We start from the raw sequence: 14,855 nt of genomic DNA, 5'->3' as shown, positions 1-14,855 counted from the left end.
TCTTGGGGGAAGCGCAGCAAAAGGGGTGCCCGAGATCAGGGGTCGGCGACGGACTGTAGCCGGGCGAGCTTCCTGATTGCTCCACCAACCGTGGCTGGGCGGGATTCGAACCCGCATCCTCCCGGTCCGAGAAGTAACCGTTGCCTGCGCACCGGGCATCCCGAATGCTGAGCCTCCCGAGTTCAAAGATGGCGGCGGCGTGATTTCGTTGGAGGAAGTAGCCGCAGCCTGCGCACCGGGAGGTGCATGAGTTTGTGATGTCCTGGAAAGGCTCTGCCTTCCCCCTCGGACATGGATCACTCTAGGAGGGCAACCTTCGGGTGCGCCAAGGCTTTTACGGCCGCGGGCGGGATGACGCGGCGGGCTGGTACGCCCGCACCGCGAAGACGGTAGGGGCGTACCACGGCGTCGTGTGACGCCTGTTTCTAGTCGCGCTGCGCGTGGCGCTTCCAGGGCCCCGTGATCGCGAGCATGATGCCCGGGGTCTGGATGTTGGCGTAGAGCGTCCGTCCGTCGCACGAGAAGACGACCCCCGTGAACTCGCTGAACTCCGGCTCCTCCTCGGTGCCGATGTTCAGTTCGTTGCGGGCGATCGGATAGGTGCGCCCGCGCTCGGTCGCGCCGAACAGATGCTGGACGCCCTCGCCGTCCTCGGCGATGACCAGGCCGCCGTACGGGGAGACGGTGATGTTGTCGGGGCCGTCGAGCGCGCCGTCCTTGGAGGGGTCGGGGTTGACGCCGAGCAGCACCCTCAGGGTGAGGGTGCGGCGCTTGGGGTCGTAGAACCAGACCTGGCCGTCGTGCGCCGTGCCGGGGCTCTCCGCGCGGGCGTAGGAGGAGACGATGTACACGCCGCCGTCGCCCCACCACATGCCTTCGAGCTTGCGGGCGCGGGTGATGTCCTTGTCCGCGAACTGCTTGCGTACGGGCATCGTGCGGCCGTCGCGGTCGGGCACGTCGACCCAGTCGACGCCGTAGACCGTGCCGATCTTCGTGGCGCGGGACAGGTCGTCGACGAAACGGCCGCCGGAGTCGTAGCACTTGGTCGCCTGGAGTACGCCCGCGTCGTCGGCGAGGTGCCGGAGGTGTCCGCGGCCGTGCCGGAAACCCTCCGGCGGGACCCAGCGGTAGAGCAGGCCGTTCGGGCCGGAGGCGTCCTCGGTCAGATAGGCGTGGCCGCGCTTGGGGTCGATGACGACGGCCTCGTGGGCGTACCGTCCGAAGGCCTTGACGGGCTTCGGGTCACGGTTGACGCGCCGGTCGTAGGGGTCGACCTCGAAGACGTAGCCGTGGTCCTTGGTCATGCCGTTCTTGCCGGCGAGGTCCTCGGTCTCCTCGCAGGTGAGCCAGGTGCCCCACGGGGTGCGGCCGCCGGCGCAGTTGGTGGAGGTGCCCGCGATGCCGACCCACTGGGCGACCTCGCCGCTGCGGTGGACCTCGACGACCGAGCAGCCGCCGGACGCGGCCGGGTCGTAGACCAGACCCTCGGCGAGCGGCACCGGGTACTTCCAGCCGGAGCGGGGGCCCTTGAGCTCGTGGTTGGTGACGAGGAGAGTCACCCCGCGCGGCCCGTCGAAGGTGGCCGTGCCGTCGTGGTTGGAGGGGGTGAACTCACCCGAGTCCAGCTTGGTGACGCCGCTGTGCGTGATGATCTCGTAGCTGAATCCGGCGGGCAGCGCGAGGATCTTCTTCGGGTCGGGGATCAGCGGCCCGTAGCCGGGCTCGTGGTGGCCGTGACCGGCAGTCTCGGCGGTCTCGGCGGTGTCCTCCGCGGCGAGCGCGCCGGGCGCGGTGGCGAGCGAGCCGACGACGCCGGTGAGGGCGACGCCGGCGCCGGTGAGCGCGGACTGTTTGGTGAATTCCCTGCGGGTGAGCGGCATCGAGTACTCCTGAAGGAACACATCCGGCTGGCTGATGACGGGCACACACTTCCGCGCGTGCCTGAACGGCGATTTAACTCCGGCCGACATCGGGAGTCCACGCCGTCCATGAATGCCCGCGGGACGGCGGGCGACCTCAACTCGGCTTCGTATGCGCGTACTTGACGACTCGTCCGAATAATCTTCGTAAAGAAGGTCATCAGGAACGGATCATAACCAAACCCATGATTTAGTGCGGTACTCCTTGACCCCCGAGTGCCCTGGCAATAGACATGCCGTGCACCTGCACCACCTGCGGGGGGAGGCGAGCCATCCCGGATGGACGTGAAACGGGCTCGCGAACTCCATGAGAGCCGGCTCATGCGGCTGGCCAATGTGACCGGTGTCGGCACCGGGAGGGACGAGCACTCGGGCGTGGACGTGATCGTCGTCTTCGTCACCCGCAAAGTGCCCCGTGACCGGCTCCGGGCAGAAGACGTGGTTCCCGCACAGCTCGAGGGCGTACCGGTGCGCGTGCTCGCCATCGGTGATGTGACCGCTCACGACCAGGAGCGCTGAGGGAACCCCTTCGGACCAGGGGAAGAGGTGGACTGGCGTGACGAGCCAGCCCGAAATGATGCGAGGACCGACCGGCGGGCAGGTCAGTGACAGCTCGCGGCAGCAGGCGATGAGCGACTTCCTGCGACCGCAGGCGCCGCTCGCCAACGTCGTCGGCTTCGGCCACGGCGTGAAATGGAGTGACGGACGCGCGACGGGCCAAGAGGCCGTGCTCGTCTTCGTGACCCAGAAGGTCCCGGAGTCGATGCTGCCCGAACGGGATGTCGTCCCACGGCAGATGGACGACGGAACGCCGACCGATGTGATCGCGGTCGGTCATGTCTCCGCGCAGCGCCTGCAACGGCAGCAGCCGCGTCGCGGAGTGGAGCCGGAGGCTGCGTACCGGCCCGACGGCAGTGCCGCCGACCAGCTCTCACAGTTGTCGCAGCCGCTGCTCGAAGAGCTCCGCGAGATGGGCACCCTGGAGCCCCAGCTCCTGCGGCGCCGGCTGCGGCCCGCGCCCTCCGGGATCTCGGTGGGCAATGTACGGGTGACGGCCGGAACGCTCGGCAGCGTGGTGTACGACTTCCTGCCCGGGGCCACGACGGATCCGCCGGGGCCGGGGCTCGGCGTGCCGGGGAAGTTCTACATCCTCAGCAACAACCACGTGCTCGCCGACTCCAACCGCGCGCAGCTGGGCAGCCCGATCGTGCAGCCCGGTGTGTTCGACGGAGGTCAGGACCCGGCGGACCGGATCGCGACGCTGGACCGGTTCATCACCATCCAGTTCGCACCTCAGATCCCGCTGGACCGGCACAACAACGTCGTCGACGCGGCGCTCGGCAAGGTCGAATTCGAGGACGCGACGCGCGAGCAGTACTTCGGCGCGGCGCCGCGGGCCTGGCGGCGCAGGGCGAATGTGGCGGTCGGCGACCTGGTCAAGAAGACCGGGCGCACGACGAACGTCAGCTTCGGCCGGATCGTGGCGGTCGACGCGACGATCGACGTCAACTACGGCACAGCGGGAACGGCCCGCTTCAAGGACCAGATCCTCACGACGAACATCTCGGCGGGCGGCGACTCCGGCTCGCTGGTGACCTCCTTCGACAATGTCGCGGTCGGTCTGCTGTTCGCGGGTTCGTCGGTCGTGACCGTGGCGAACCACATCGAGAACGTCCGCGCGCTGCTGCGCGTCGAAATCGCCGAGCAGCTGGCCTGACGGGAGGGGGCACCATGACCACGCAGGCACGCAAGCAGAAGGGCGGCGCGCAGGCTCACGCCGAGCACCGCTATCTCAACCCGCAGGGCGCGGAGGTCAAGACGCGCGACGAGGCGTTCGCCAGGCCGCTGGAGGTCTCCGCGGAGGCGCTCCAGGCGACGGCGAAGCTGGAACTGCACAACGGCCAGGTGACGTTCGCGATCGAGCTGAAGTACAACCCGAACACCTACCCGCACGTGGTGACGGGCGGCCAGATCACCTCCGGCATCTGCGGCGCCCCGTGGAACATCACGGGGGGCACGATCGGCGACCAGCTCCGGCTGGACGCGGAGCGGGCGGGCCAGGGCTCGTGCGCGAACACGATCACGATCGTGGGTGAGTACCAGAACCCGCCGGCGTACCGGGGTACGTACGGCTTCGAGGGCGCGACGTCGTCGTTCAAGCACACGACCCGGTACGAGTGCTGACGCTCCCCCGGCGGTTCGCCGCCTGAACCGGGGCTCCGCCCCGGACCCCGCGCCGCGATCGGCCGGTGATCGCCCACGGGTCCGGGCCGGAGCCCCACCGCGCGCCGCACGCCCTCGGGGCGCGGTGGCTCCGGGCTCACCCATGGCACCGGGCACGCCCGAAGCCGTACGGGGACGTGGGGGCACACGGCGCACGCCCGACGCGCCGCACGGGGACCTGGAGGCCTGCGCCCATCGCGCCGCGAAGCGTGCGCCTCCCGCGGGCTCGGGGCTTGCCCCACCGCGCCACGCCCACCGAAGGTCGCATGCGGGGGGTCTGGGGCGGAGCCCCACCGCGCCGCGAAGCGCGCCCCCCGGGGCGCGGGGCTCAGAGCTTGCCCCATCGCACGCCGTACCGGGACGTTGGGGGTAGCGCACGCCGAAGGCCGTACGGGCACCCGAAGGCCTGGCATCGCGCCGCGAAGCGTGCGCGCCACCGGGGCCCGGGGGCGTCAGCCCCCTGTCCCCTCCCCCGGGAGTCTGGGGGCTTGCCCCCCAGTTACGGGAAGGGGCGGGGTGGGGAAAGCTCAACCCCCCGACCGCGACCGCGCCTTGAACGCCGCCTTGCGTGCCTCCTTCGCCACCCGCTTGTCCGGGTGCAGCCTCCCCATCGCCTCCAGCACATCCGCCGTCCCCGGGTGCTCCACCCGCCACGCCGCGTCGAAGAAGCCGCTGTGCTGACCCACCAGGCCCTCGACCAGGCCCTGGAGCTCCTCCAGGTCCCCGTCCGCCGCGTCCAGTTGCGCCGCGATCGTGTCGATGGCCAGCCAGAAGATCATCGACTCCGGCGGCGCCGGCACGCCCGAAGCGCCGCGTTCCGCCAGCCAGACCCGGGCCAGGCCGCCAAGTTCCACGTCGTCGAGGACCGCCCGGACCGCCGGTTCGGCCTGCGGGCCGACCAGGGTCAGCGCCTGCTGGCAGTGCAGCCGCCGCAGCGGGGCGCCCGCGTCCGCGCCCCGTGCCGCCGCCAGCAGATCGCGCGCCGAGTCGGCGGGCTCACGCCGGGCGAGCCACTGCTCCGTCTCGGCCCGCGCCGCCAGTTCGGGGTAGCGCGCGAGCCCGTCGAGCAGCACGTCCGCGCCCTTGCCCGCCAGCTCCCCGACCGCCGGCGCGTCGATCCCCGCCTCCAGCATCCGCGCCCTGATGCCGTAGAGCCCGAGCGGCGTGAGCTTGACCAGCCCGTACCGGGAGACGTCCTCGTCGTCCACGGGCGGTGCGGGCTCCTCGCCCTCCTCCGCCATCAACGCCTCGTCCACGGGCCGGTATTCGACCAGGCCGACCGGCTCGAACAGCCGGAACTGGTCGTCCAGACGCATCATCGCCACCGACACCTGCTCCAGGACGTCGTCGGTCGGCTCGCCCATGTCGTCGGGCACGATCATCGACGCGGCGAGCGCGGGCAGCGGCACCGGCTCGTCCCCCGCGCCGTGCTCCGTGACGGTCAGCAGATACAGGTTCCCGAGGACCCCGTCGAGGAATTCGGCCTCCGCGTCCGGGTCCCAGTCCAGCGCCTCGTAGTCGATCTCGCCGTCCTCGCGGATCGCGTCGGCCAGGTCGTCGAGGAGCGGCGCGACGGCATCGGCGTGCACGGCCTCCAGCGCGTCCAGCCAGATCGCGAGGATGTCCTGAGGCGAGCCCGAGGTGATCACCGCGAGGTTCTCGCCCGCCGTCGCCGTGCCGTGCTCGGCGTCGTCGTCGGCGGGGTCCTGGACCTCGACGAGCCCGGTGTCGACGGCTGCCCGCCATGCCTCACTGGCATACGCGGGGCCGTCGTCCTCGGCCCCGAGGCCAAGCTCTTCTGCGGCCGCGGCCAACTGCTCGTCGACGAGTTCGCCACCCGCGCCGACCCGCGTGTCCGGCCCCGTCCAGCGGGCGAGCCGAACGGCCCTGGTCAGCAGCGGCGTGGCCAGCGCGTCCCGCGCCAGCTCAGCTTCCGAGTGCAGCCGAACCGGCGGGAGGGTGGGGCGGTCTTCGGGCATCTGGTGCTTCTCCTCGCGGGCATACGGGGTCCGGGCGGCACCCAGCGTAGACGTATTTCACCGGGTTTCGCCGCGCCCGGACACTGCGCGCGGGACAGCGGCCAAGACCCGGGGCGGCCGGCCCCGACGCCACCCGCCCGCGCCCGGGTTCACTGTTCCGTCCCCTCCCGTACACCCGGCGACTCTTGACAACTCCCCCGCTCAGCAAAGAGATTGACGCGCGTAGAACTTTGGCACCACCCCTCATCCCTCACATCCGGAGAACCTTTGATGCCTTCCTCCGTCGTACCGAGAACCGCCGCCGTCGCGGCCGTCGTCTCCGTCGCGCTGGCCGCCGGCCTGCTCGCAGGCTCCTCCGCCGCTTCCGCCGCCGCCGGGGTCCGGATCCATGACATCCAGGGCGCCACCCGGATATCCCCGCTGGCCGGCCAGCAGGTGACCGAGGTCCCCGGAATCGTCACGGGCGTGCGGACCTACGGCTCCAAGGGCTTCTGGTTCCAGGACCCGCAGGCCGACGACAACCCGGCCACCAGCGAGGGCGTCTTCGTCTACACGGGCTCCGCCCCGACCGTCGCGGTCGGCGACAGCGTGCTCGTCTCCGGCACGGTCGGCGAGTACATCCCCGGTGGCACGAACTCCGGCAACCAGTCGCTCACCCAGATCGCCAAGCCCGCGGTCACCGTGGTCTCCTCCGGCAACGCGCTGCCCGCGCCGGTCACGGTCTCCGCCCGGACGGTGCCCTCGGCGTACGCCCCCGCCGGCGACGCCGCCGCGGGCAACAGCATCAACGCGCTCCCGCTCGACCCCGACACGTACGCCCTGGACTACTACGAGTCCCTGGAGGGCACCGACGTCCGCATCGGCACCTCCCGCGTGGTCGGCGCCACCGACCCGTACGCCGAGCTGTGGGTGACGGTGAAGCCGTCCGAGCACCGCACCCCCCGCGGCGGCACGCTCTACGGCTCGTACACCGCGCAGAACACCGGCCGGCTCCAGATCCAGCAGCTGGCGCCGCTCGCCGAGAAGCCCTTCCCCAAGGCGAACGTCGGCGATGTGCTCTCCGGCACGACCGAAGGCCCCCTGGACTTCAACCAGTTCGGCGGCTACACCATCACCGCGCGCACGCTCGGCACGGTCACCGACCAGGGCCTGAAGCGTGAGTCGACGCGCAAGCAGAGCCGCGGCGAGCTCGCGGTCGCCACGTACAACGTGGAGAACCTCGACCCGAGCGACCCGCAGGAGAAGTTCGACGCGCTCGCGGCGGCCGTGGTCGACAACCTCGCCTCGCCCGACATCCTCGCTCTGGAGGAGATCCAGGACGACAACGGCGCCAAGAACACCGGCGTCGTCACGGCGGGCGAGACTCTGAAGAAGTTCACGGCGGCGATCTCGGCGGCCGGCGGCCCGGCGTACGAGTGGCGCAGCATCGACCCCGAGAACAACAAGGACGGCGGCGAGCCCGGCGGCAACATCCGCCAGGTCTTCCTCTTCAACCCCGAGCGGGTCTCCTTCACGGACCGTGCCGGCGGCGACGCGAAGACCGCGACCGCCGTCGTCGAGGGGGAGAAGGGCCGCGCGGCCCTGACGCTCTCCCCCGGCAGGATCGACCCGGCGAACACCGCCTGGGAGAACAGCCGCAAGCCGCTGGCCGGTGAGTTCACCTTCCGTGGCCGCACGGTCTTCGTGATCGCCAACCACTTCGGTTCGAAGGGCGGCGACGAGAGCCTGGTCTCGCACCACCAGCCGCCGAACCGGTCCTCCGAGGCCAAGCGCCTGCAGCAGGCGCAGGCCGTGAACACCTTCGTCAAGGACATCATCAAGACCGACTGCCGCGCCGATGTCCTGGTCCTGGGCGACATCAACGACTTCGAGTTCTCGGCGACGACGAAGGCGCTGACCGACGGCGGAGCGCTGTACCCGGCGGTCAAGTCCCTGCCGCGCTCGCAGCGTTACTCGTACGTCTTCCAGGGCAACAGCCAGGCTCTGGACCAGATCCTGACCAGCCCGGCGATCGGCGACTTCAGTTACGACAGCGTGCACATCAACGCCGAGTTCGCGGACCAGAACAGCGACCACGACCCGCAGGTCCTGCGCTTCCGCCCGTAGGCAGTAGGCCGGTCACACGCCCGCGCGGAAGTCCGGCGCGGGCGTGCGACCGGTCAGCCATCAGCCCTGGCCGGGGTCAACGGCCCAGGCCGTGACGTCCAGTTCGGCCGCGGTGCCCATGTCGAGCGTGAAGGCCAGCGTCTGCTTCTCCTCGTCCGCGGACGGCGCGATCACCAGATACGCGCCGGGCTTCGGCGGGTCGAGGGAGGTGACGCGGTTCGTCCAGTTCAGCACGGACACCGCACTCTTCCCGGGCGCGAGCGTGATCGGCTCCGGGCCCCGGACCCTGCCCGCGTCCGCCTCCCCGTGCGTGATCTTCAGTGTGAGCGGTTCGCGGTCCTTGTCCAGGGCTCCGACCTGCGGATAGCCGTTGACGTGATACGCACTTCGCCCGCAGTTCCTCAACGTGATCACGGTGGCCCGGCGCCCCATCGCGGCGTTCACCTCACCACTGGTGATCACCACACCCGAGGCGGGGCACGCCGTCGGCGTGGGCGTCGCACCGGGCCTCGGAGCCCCTGGCAGCGCACCGTACTGGGGGCCGGGGGACGCGGACAGCGAGTCGGCCTTCACCCGCCACTCCCAGCTGGGGTCCGCCGGGCCCCTCGGCGGCTCCTTCTCACTCGTACAGCCGCCCAGCACCACAGCCGCCATCGCAACCGCCGCCGCCACTCCGGTCCGTCTCACAGCACATGCCCCCATGTCGGTCTGCCTCACCAGGCACCCGATCATGTCAGAGGTGAACGCCCGTGCCGTGCTTGCTCATTCAGGTGGTGCGGGCGGACCGCCGAGTGCCAACTCTTCAGCTCTGCTTGCCCCTCACCCCAAGCAGATCTAAGTGGACCTTCACCATCCAGCGGGCCGACACTGCGGAACATGACCCTTTCACGCCCTTTCGGCCGCGCGCTGTGCGCGATGATCACGCCCTTCACCGCCAGCGGAGAGCTGGACCTGGAGACGGCCGCCCGCCACGCGGTCCATCTGGTGGCCGAGGGCTGCGACGGACTGGTCCTGAACGGCAGCACCGGCGAGTCCCCGACCACGACCGATGCCGAGAAGACGGCGCTGGTACGCGCGGTTCGCGAGGCGGTCGGTGACACCGCGTCCGTCGTGGCGGGCGTCGGCAGCGCGTCCACGCGGCACACGGTCGAGCTGGCACGCGCGGCCGAACAGGCGGGCGCGGACGGCCTGTTGGTGGTCACGCCGTACTACAGCCGCCCGCCCCAGGACGCGATCGAGGCGCACTTCCGCACGGTCGCGGACGCGACGAAACTCCCCGTGATGCTGTACGACATCCCCGGGCGCACCGGCACCCGTATCGAGGTCGACACGATGCTGCGGCTGGCGAGCCATCCGCGGATCGTCGCCGTCAAGGACTGCGCGTACGACCTGCTCGGCTCGGCCAAGGTGATCACCCGCACCTCGCTGGCGTACTACTCGGGCTGCGAGGAGCTGAACCTGCCGCTGTACGCGGTGGGCGCCGCCGGCTATGTCAGCACGGTCGCGAACGTCGCACCGCGCCGGATGCGCGCGGTGCTCGACGCGTACGACAAGGGCGACACAGCCGAGGCCGCCCGCCTCAACGGCCGCACGCTCCCGCTGGCCGAACTGATGATGGCCTCGGGCCTGCCGGGCACGGTGACCGCGAAGGCCCTCCTGGACGCGGGCCCGGTCCGCGAACCGCTGCGGCCCCCGGCGCGCGAGGCGCTCGACAAGCTGCGTGCGGCGTACGAGGAGCTGGAAACCGGCTCCTCCGGCGTTTGACCAAGGAGCCGGAGGTCCGGGGGCCGGAGCCCCCGGACAGAGCCCCTGGCTAGTTGTGGCTGTGCAGGACCTCGTTGAGCCCGCCCCACACCGCGTTGTTCGGACGCGCCTCCACCGACCCGGTGACCGAGTTCCGGCGGAAGAGGATGTTGCTCGCGCCGGAGAGCTCGCGTGCCTTGACGATCTGGCCGTCGGGCATCGTGACCCGGGTCCCTGCCGTGACGTACAGCCCCGCCTCGACCACACACTCGTCACCGAGTGCGATCCCGACGCCCGCCTCGGCGCCGATCAGGCAGCGCTCGCCGATGACGATCCGGACGTTGCCGCCGCCGGAGAGCGTGCCCATGGTGGACGCGCCGCCGCCGATGTCGGAGCCGTCGCCGACGACGACGCCCGCGGAGATGCGGCCCTCGACCATCGACGTGCCGAGCGTGCCAGCGTTGAAGTTCACGAAGCCCTCGTGCATGACGGTCGTGCCCTCGGCGAGATGCGCGCCGAGGCGGACGCGGTCGGCGTCGGCGATGCGCACGCCCTTGGGCGCGACGTAGTCCGTCATCCGCGGAAACTTGTCGAAGCTGGTCACGGCGAGGTGCAGGCCCTCGGCGCGGGCGTTGAGACGCACGGCCTCGACCTGGTCGACGGCGACCGGGCCGAGCGAGGTCCAGGCGACGTTGGCGAGCAGCCCGAAGACGCCGTCCAGGTTCTGGCCGTGCGGCTGGACGAGCCGGTGGCTCAGCAGGTGCAGGCGCAGATATGCGTCATGGGCGTCCAGCGGCTTGTCCTCGAGCGAGGCGATGACCGTACGGACGGCGACGACCTCGACGCCACGGCGGGCGTCCGGGCCGATGGCCTTGGCAGCGCCCTCGCCGAGCAGCTCGACGGCACGCTCGGCGGTCAGCCGCTCGGTCCCGGCCGGGCCGGGCTCGGCCGACAGCTCGGGGGCGGGGAACCAGGTGTCGAGTACGGTGCCGTCGGTGGTGAGGGTGGCGAGCCCGGCGGCGACGGCGCCGGTGGTGCGAGGAGCAGTGGTGTCGGTCATGAGGAGAACCTAACCGGCGAGGGCGGGCGGGTGCGAACCGGTCTCACGTCCCGGTCGGGGGCCCGCCGTCAGGCACTCCGCGCCCCGATGATCCTTGCCAGCATCTCCCGCGCGTACTCGGCCTCGTACGGCGTGTCCGTCAGCAGGACCTGCAGACAGATGCCGTCCATCAGCGCCACCAGCGCCCGCGCCGTGACCGGATCGGTCCGCCGGGCCAGGATCTCGGCGAGGCCCTCGCACCATTCCGCCGCGACCGGCCGCAGCGCGGGCCGCCGCAGGGCCGCCAGATAGAGCTCGTACTCCAGCTCCACACCGGTGCGCTCGCCGGCGAGCCACTCCCCCATCAGCCGGGCGAGTTCCTCGGCGACATCGGCGCCGGGGTCGGCGAGCGCGCCGCTGTCCCGCACCGCCGCCCCGAATCCCTCGTTGGTCCGGCGCAGCGCGGCGACCATCAGCTCGTCCAGGGAGGCGAAGTGGTAGGTCGTCGAGCCGAGCGGAACATCCGCCTCGGCCGCGACCGTGCGGTGGCTGAGTCCCCCGATGCCGTTCGTGGCGACCACCCGGATCGCCGCGTCGATGATGCGTCCGCGCCGCTCGGGGTCGTACCGCCGCGCCATCAGTGCGCACCTCCCAGGGTGAGCACCACGACCCCGACGATCACCAGGGCGATCCCGGTGAGCTTGGCGAGGCTGGTCGACTCGCCCAGGAAGAGCATGCCGATCGCGGCGACGGCGGCCGTGCCGACGCCTGCCCAGATCGCGTACGCGGTGCCCACCGACAAGCTCTTGAGCGTCTGCGCGAGCAGGGTGAAGGCGAGCAGATAGCCCGCGACCGTGAGCAGCGAGGGCCACAGCCTGGTGAAGCCGTCGCTGTACTTCATGGCCGTCGTCCCGGCCACCTCCGCCGCGATCGCCGCGGCCAGCAGTCCGTATCCCATGTGTACGAGGGTACACATCGTTGCGTACGCTCGTACACATCGGCGGATCGGGCAATATATATGTACGGGCGCAAGCAACCGGCAGGGCGAGACCCGACGAAAGGCGGCGGACGATGTCCGACCAGGACGAGCTCGCACGCATCCACCGCTCCTATCTGACCGCCGTCGTCCTGAACGGCCAGGCCGCCGCCGAGACCCTCGGCCAGAACCCCACCGACGTGTACGCCCTCAGCACACTGGAGCTCGCGGGCCCCCTGACCACCGGCGGGCTCGCCGAGCGCATCGGCCTCTCGCAGAGCGCCACCACCCGGCTCGTCGACCGGCTGGAGCGGGCCGGCCGGGTCCGCCGCGGCCCGGACGCCAACGACCGCCGCCGGGTCGTGGTCGAGTCCGTGCCCCTCACCCCGGAACAGGACGAGGCGGCGTTCGGCGCCGCCCGCCGCCGGATGGCCGAGGTCTTCGCGGGCTTCAGCCCCGACGAACTGCGCGTCCTGGTCCGCTACTTCGAGCAGGCGGCGCCAGCGCTGCGCGAGGCGAGCGCCGAGACGAGAAAGGCGAAGCGGGGGGCACGGTGACCCGGCCCGCCCCACCCCGCTACGGTGTCCCGTCCGACCAGGCAGAACACACCGGGGCCCACAGCGCCCGGGCCGACGACGCGCGGGAGACACCTCAGTGGCATACGGAAACACACCTCCGCCCGGACCGCCTCCGGGGTGGGGCGGCTGGATGCCCCCGCCGCCCAGGCCCGGGGTGATCCCGCTGGCCCCGCTCGGTCTCGGCGACATCCTCGGCGGCGCCTTCAGCACGATCGGTCGCTACTGGAAGCAGCTGTTCGGCATAGCCGCGACCGTCTACGGCGCCGCGGCGGTCGCCGTCGGCGTCGCACTGGCGATCATGTACGCGATCGTCGGCGACCATCTGCGCGCGATCTACGACGCGACGCGCGACGAGCCTCCCGTATGGGACGACATCCGTCCGCTGCTCTTCGCCTTCCTCGCCGTCTGGGGCATCGGCGCGATCACCTTCCTGCTGGCCACCGCGATGGTGTACGCCTCCGTTCCGGCGATCCTCCAGGACGCGGTGCTCGGCAGGCCGACCACGTTCGGCGTCGTCTGGCGGCGGGCGGCGGCCCGCGTACCGGCCGTGATCGGCACGGTGTTCCTCATCGCCCTCGTGTCCGTGATCCCGCTCGCCCTGTTCCTCACGGCTTTCGTCGGCCTGATGATCGCGCTCCTGGCCTCGGGCACGGGGCCGCTGATCGTGCCCCCGCTGGCGTTCGTCGGCGCCATGGCGACCGCGCCGCTAGCCGTCTGGCTGTGGGTCAAGTTCTCCCTCGCCCCGGCAGCCGCCGTCTTCGAGGGCCAGGGCGCACTCGCGGCGATGCGCCGCTCGTCGAAGCTGGTCCGCGGCGACTGGTGGCGGATCTTCGGCATCACGCTGCTCACCGGCGTGATGGCGGGTATCGCGGCCTATGTCATCCAACTGCCGCTCAGCCTCGTCCAGATGCTCCCCGGCGCGATCGGCTCGGACCTCGGCCCCGACCCGACCGGATCACAGGTCATGGTCTACCTCGGCGGAGCTCTCGTGCTGAGTCTGGTGAGCCAGCTGATCGGGCAGGTGGTGGTCGCCGCGTTCCCGCAGCTGATCGCGAGCCTGCTCTACATCGACCGCCGCATCCGCACGGAGAACCTGGCCCCGACCCTCGCCGAGGCCGCCGCCGTGCCGTCCGCGTACTAGGCCGTCGCCTAGTCTTCTGAGTCAGGAATTCTGTTCAGATGTGTAGGCTTGCTCTATGGCGGGGATGGGGCGGCCGAAGGCCGAGTTGATGCTGTCGGATGAGGAACGGGCCGCGCTGGAGGGGTGGGTGCGGCGTCGTTCCACGCCGCAGGCGTGGGCACTGCGGTGTCGGATCATTCTGGCCTGCGCCGCGGGTGCCTCGAACAAGGACGTGGCGGCCCAACTCGGTTCCACGCCTCATGCGGTGGGGCGGTGGCGTGCCCGGTTCGTGCAGTACCGGATCGCCGGTCTGGGTGACATGCCACGTCCGGGTGGTCCCAGGACGGTGACCGACGAGCAGGTGGCCGCGGTGGTCACCAAGACGCTGGAATCCACTCCGAAGAACGCGACGCACTGGTCGACACGGGCCATGGCGAAAGAGATGGGCCTTTCGCAGTCGTCGGTGTCCCGGATCTGGCGGGCCTTCGGCCTGCAGCCGCACCGGTCGGAGACCTTCAAGCTGTCGACCGATCCGTACTTCGTCGACAAGGTCCACGATGTCGTCGGTCTCTACCTGGACCCGCCCGAACGGGCTCTGGTGTTCTGCGTGGACGAGAAGTCGCAGATCCAGGCCCTGGACCGGTCCCAGCCCGTGCTGCCGATGATGCCCGGGGTTCCCGAGCGGGCCACCCACGACTACGTCCGCGCCGGTACCACCACACTCTTTGCCGCTCTCGAGGTCGCCACCGGCAAGGTAATCGGCTCCCTGCACCGCCGGCACCGGGCCGAGGAGTTCAGGAAGTTCCTGACCAAGCTCGACAAAGAGGTGCCAGCCGGCCTGGACGTCCACCTCGTCTGCGACAACTACGCCACCCACAAGACGCCCGCCATCAAGAAATGGCTGCTGGCCCACCCCCGCTTCCACCTGCACTTCACACCCACAGGATCGTCCTGGCTGAACCTCGTCGAGCGGTGGTTCGCCGAACTCACCAACAAGCAGATACGGCGAGGCGTCCACAAGTCCGTCCCGGCCCTGGAGAAGGACATCCGCAACTGGATCGCCGCCTGGAACACCGACCCGAAGCCCTACGTCTGGACGAAGACCGCAGACGAGATCCTCGAACGCCTCGCCTCATATCTGAACAGAATTCCCGACTCAGAAGACTAGGCCG

14 protein-coding genes are annotated in these 14,855 nt (G+C 70.7%); 8 read left to right on the top strand and 6 right to left on the bottom strand.

Annotated elements, in window-relative coordinates:
* Positions 1 to 425: 425 nt before the first annotated feature.
* Complete coding sequence (locus tag OHA61_RS30340; RefSeq protein ID WP_406307530.1) at positions 426 to 1,880, bottom strand: alkaline phosphatase PhoX; 1,455 nt, start codon at positions 1,878 to 1,880, stop codon at positions 426 to 428.
* Between the two features lie 318 nt (positions 1,881 to 2,198).
* Between OHA61_RS30340 and OHA61_RS30335 the strand changes: the two genes are divergently transcribed.
* From OHA61_RS30335 to OHA61_RS30325, 3 genes are read left to right on the top strand one after another with little or no spacing between them, the layout of a single operon-like run.
* A complete protein-coding gene (locus OHA61_RS30335) occupies positions 2,199 to 2,438 on the top strand; it encodes a hypothetical protein (protein WP_406305700.1) in 240 nt (79 codons plus the stop codon).
* A 58-nt stretch (positions 2,439 to 2,496) separates the two neighbouring features.
* Positions 2,497 to 3,636 (top strand): hypothetical protein, encoded by a 1,140-nt coding sequence (locus OHA61_RS30330; RefSeq protein ID WP_406307528.1) that lies wholly within the window; start codon positions 2,497 to 2,499, stop codon positions 3,634 to 3,636.
* Between the two features lie 14 nt (positions 3,637 to 3,650).
* Positions 3,651 to 4,103 (top strand): hypothetical protein, encoded by a 453-nt coding sequence (locus OHA61_RS30325; RefSeq protein WP_266477670.1) that lies wholly within the window; start codon positions 3,651 to 3,653, stop codon positions 4,101 to 4,103.
* Positions 4,104 to 4,669: 566 nt separating this feature from the next.
* On the opposite strand, the gene OHA61_RS30320 is transcribed toward OHA61_RS30325, so the two are convergent.
* The gene (locus tag OHA61_RS30320; RefSeq protein WP_406305699.1) at positions 4,670 to 6,121 is read right to left on the bottom strand and encodes a hypothetical protein; all 1,452 of its coding nucleotides are present in this window, start codon (positions 6,119 to 6,121) and stop codon (positions 4,670 to 4,672) included.
* Positions 6,122 to 6,391: 270 nt separating this feature from the next.
* Here OHA61_RS30320 and OHA61_RS30315 point away from each other — a divergent pair, with 270 nt between their 5' ends.
* Positions 6,392 to 8,227 (top strand): endonuclease/exonuclease/phosphatase family protein, encoded by a 1,836-nt coding sequence (locus tag OHA61_RS30315; RefSeq protein WP_406305698.1) that lies wholly within the window; start codon positions 6,392 to 6,394, stop codon positions 8,225 to 8,227.
* A gap of 60 nt (positions 8,228 to 8,287) precedes the next feature.
* On the opposite strand, the gene OHA61_RS30310 is transcribed toward OHA61_RS30315, so the two are convergent.
* The gene (locus OHA61_RS30310) at positions 8,288 to 8,914 is read right to left on the bottom strand and encodes a DUF4232 domain-containing protein (RefSeq protein WP_406305697.1); all 627 of its coding nucleotides are present in this window, start codon (positions 8,912 to 8,914) and stop codon (positions 8,288 to 8,290) included.
* Positions 8,915 to 9,103: 189 nt separating this feature from the next.
* On the opposite strand from OHA61_RS30310, the gene dapA reads away from it, so the two are divergent.
* Complete coding sequence (gene dapA, locus OHA61_RS30305; RefSeq protein ID WP_406305696.1) at positions 9,104 to 9,991, top strand: 4-hydroxy-tetrahydrodipicolinate synthase; 888 nt, start codon at positions 9,104 to 9,106, stop codon at positions 9,989 to 9,991.
* Positions 9,992 to 10,040: 49 nt separating this feature from the next.
* On the opposite strand, the gene dapD is transcribed toward dapA, so the two are convergent.
* The 3 genes from dapD to OHA61_RS30290 all read right to left on the bottom strand — a co-directional run bounded on the left by dapD (position 10,041) and on the right by OHA61_RS30290 (position 11,967).
* The gene (gene dapD / locus OHA61_RS30300) at positions 10,041 to 11,030 is read right to left on the bottom strand and encodes a 2,3,4,5-tetrahydropyridine-2,6-dicarboxylate N-succinyltransferase (protein ID WP_406305695.1); all 990 of its coding nucleotides are present in this window, start codon (positions 11,028 to 11,030) and stop codon (positions 10,041 to 10,043) included.
* Positions 11,031 to 11,098: 68 nt separating this feature from the next.
* Positions 11,099 to 11,647, bottom strand: a complete 549-nt coding sequence (locus OHA61_RS30295) for a TetR family transcriptional regulator (protein ID WP_361906922.1) — start codon at positions 11,645 to 11,647, stop codon at positions 11,099 to 11,101.
* The gene (locus OHA61_RS30290) at positions 11,647 to 11,967 is read right to left on the bottom strand and encodes a DMT family transporter (RefSeq protein WP_406305694.1); all 321 of its coding nucleotides are present in this window, start codon (positions 11,965 to 11,967) and stop codon (positions 11,647 to 11,649) included. Before OHA61_RS30290 ends, OHA61_RS30295 begins: the two co-directional genes overlap by 1 nt.
* Positions 11,968 to 12,080: 113 nt before the next feature.
* Here OHA61_RS30290 and OHA61_RS30285 point away from each other — a divergent pair, with 113 nt between their 5' ends.
* The 3 genes from OHA61_RS30285 to OHA61_RS30275 all read left to right on the top strand — a co-directional run bounded on the left by OHA61_RS30285 (position 12,081) and on the right by OHA61_RS30275 (position 14,851).
* A complete protein-coding gene (locus tag OHA61_RS30285) occupies positions 12,081 to 12,542 on the top strand; it encodes a MarR family winged helix-turn-helix transcriptional regulator (RefSeq protein WP_406305693.1) in 462 nt (153 codons plus the stop codon).
* Between the two features lie 151 nt (positions 12,543 to 12,693).
* Positions 12,694 to 13,704 carry an oxidoreductase gene (locus tag OHA61_RS30280; protein WP_406305692.1) on the top strand — a complete coding sequence of 337 codons (1,011 nt, stop codon included), beginning with the start codon at positions 12,694 to 12,696 and terminating at the stop codon, positions 13,702 to 13,704.
* Between the two features lie 64 nt (positions 13,705 to 13,768).
* Entirely contained in the window at positions 13,769 to 14,851 is a 1,083-nt protein-coding gene (locus OHA61_RS30275; protein WP_406307235.1) for an IS630 family transposase, read from the top strand.
* Positions 14,852 to 14,855: the final 4 nt, after the last annotated feature.

Origin of the sequence: Streptomyces sp. NBC_00885 (assembly GCF_045207475.1) — a bacterium.
Classification (GTDB): domain Bacteria; phylum Actinomycetota; class Actinomycetes; order Streptomycetales; family Streptomycetaceae; genus Streptomyces.
The sequence above is the reverse complement of the archived record's forward strand: the minus strand, read 5'-3'. Positions and strand labels throughout refer to the sequence as shown.

What these genes read in the sequence shown, in the direction of transcription:
- OHA61_RS30320 (WP_406305699.1), bottom strand. Translation starts at nt 6,121, where the DNA reads ATGCCCGAAGACCGCCCCACCCTCCCGCCGGTTCGGCTGCACTCGGAA.
- OHA61_RS30330 (WP_406307528.1), top strand. Translation starts at nt 2,497, where the DNA reads ATGCGAGGACCGACCGGCGGGCAGGTCAGTGACAGCTCGCGGCAGCAG.
- OHA61_RS30285 (WP_406305693.1), top strand. Translation starts at nt 12,081, where the DNA reads ATGTCCGACCAGGACGAGCTCGCACGCATCCACCGCTCCTATCTGACC.
- OHA61_RS30325 (WP_266477670.1), top strand. Translation starts at nt 3,651, where the DNA reads ATGACCACGCAGGCACGCAAGCAGAAGGGCGGCGCGCAGGCTCACGCC.
- OHA61_RS30340 (WP_406307530.1), bottom strand. Translation starts at nt 1,880, where the DNA reads ATGCCGCTCACCCGCAGGGAATTCACCAAACAGTCCGCGCTCACCGGC.
- dapD (WP_406305695.1), bottom strand. Translation starts at nt 11,030, where the DNA reads ATGACCGACACCACTGCTCCTCGCACCACCGGCGCCGTCGCCGCCGGG.
- OHA61_RS30315 (WP_406305698.1), top strand. Translation starts at nt 6,392, where the DNA reads ATGCCTTCCTCCGTCGTACCGAGAACCGCCGCCGTCGCGGCCGTCGTC.
- OHA61_RS30295 (WP_361906922.1), bottom strand. Translation starts at nt 11,647, where the DNA reads ATGGCGCGGCGGTACGACCCCGAGCGGCGCGGACGCATCATCGACGCG.
- OHA61_RS30280 (WP_406305692.1), top strand. Translation starts at nt 12,694, where the DNA reads ATGCCCCCGCCGCCCAGGCCCGGGGTGATCCCGCTGGCCCCGCTCGGT.
- OHA61_RS30335 (WP_406305700.1), top strand. Translation starts at nt 2,199, where the DNA reads ATGGACGTGAAACGGGCTCGCGAACTCCATGAGAGCCGGCTCATGCGG.
- OHA61_RS30275 (WP_406307235.1), top strand. Translation starts at nt 13,769, where the DNA reads ATGGGGCGGCCGAAGGCCGAGTTGATGCTGTCGGATGAGGAACGGGCC.
- dapA (WP_406305696.1), top strand. Translation starts at nt 9,104, where the DNA reads ATGACCCTTTCACGCCCTTTCGGCCGCGCGCTGTGCGCGATGATCACG.
- OHA61_RS30290 (WP_406305694.1), bottom strand. Translation starts at nt 11,967, where the DNA reads ATGGGATACGGACTGCTGGCCGCGGCGATCGCGGCGGAGGTGGCCGGG.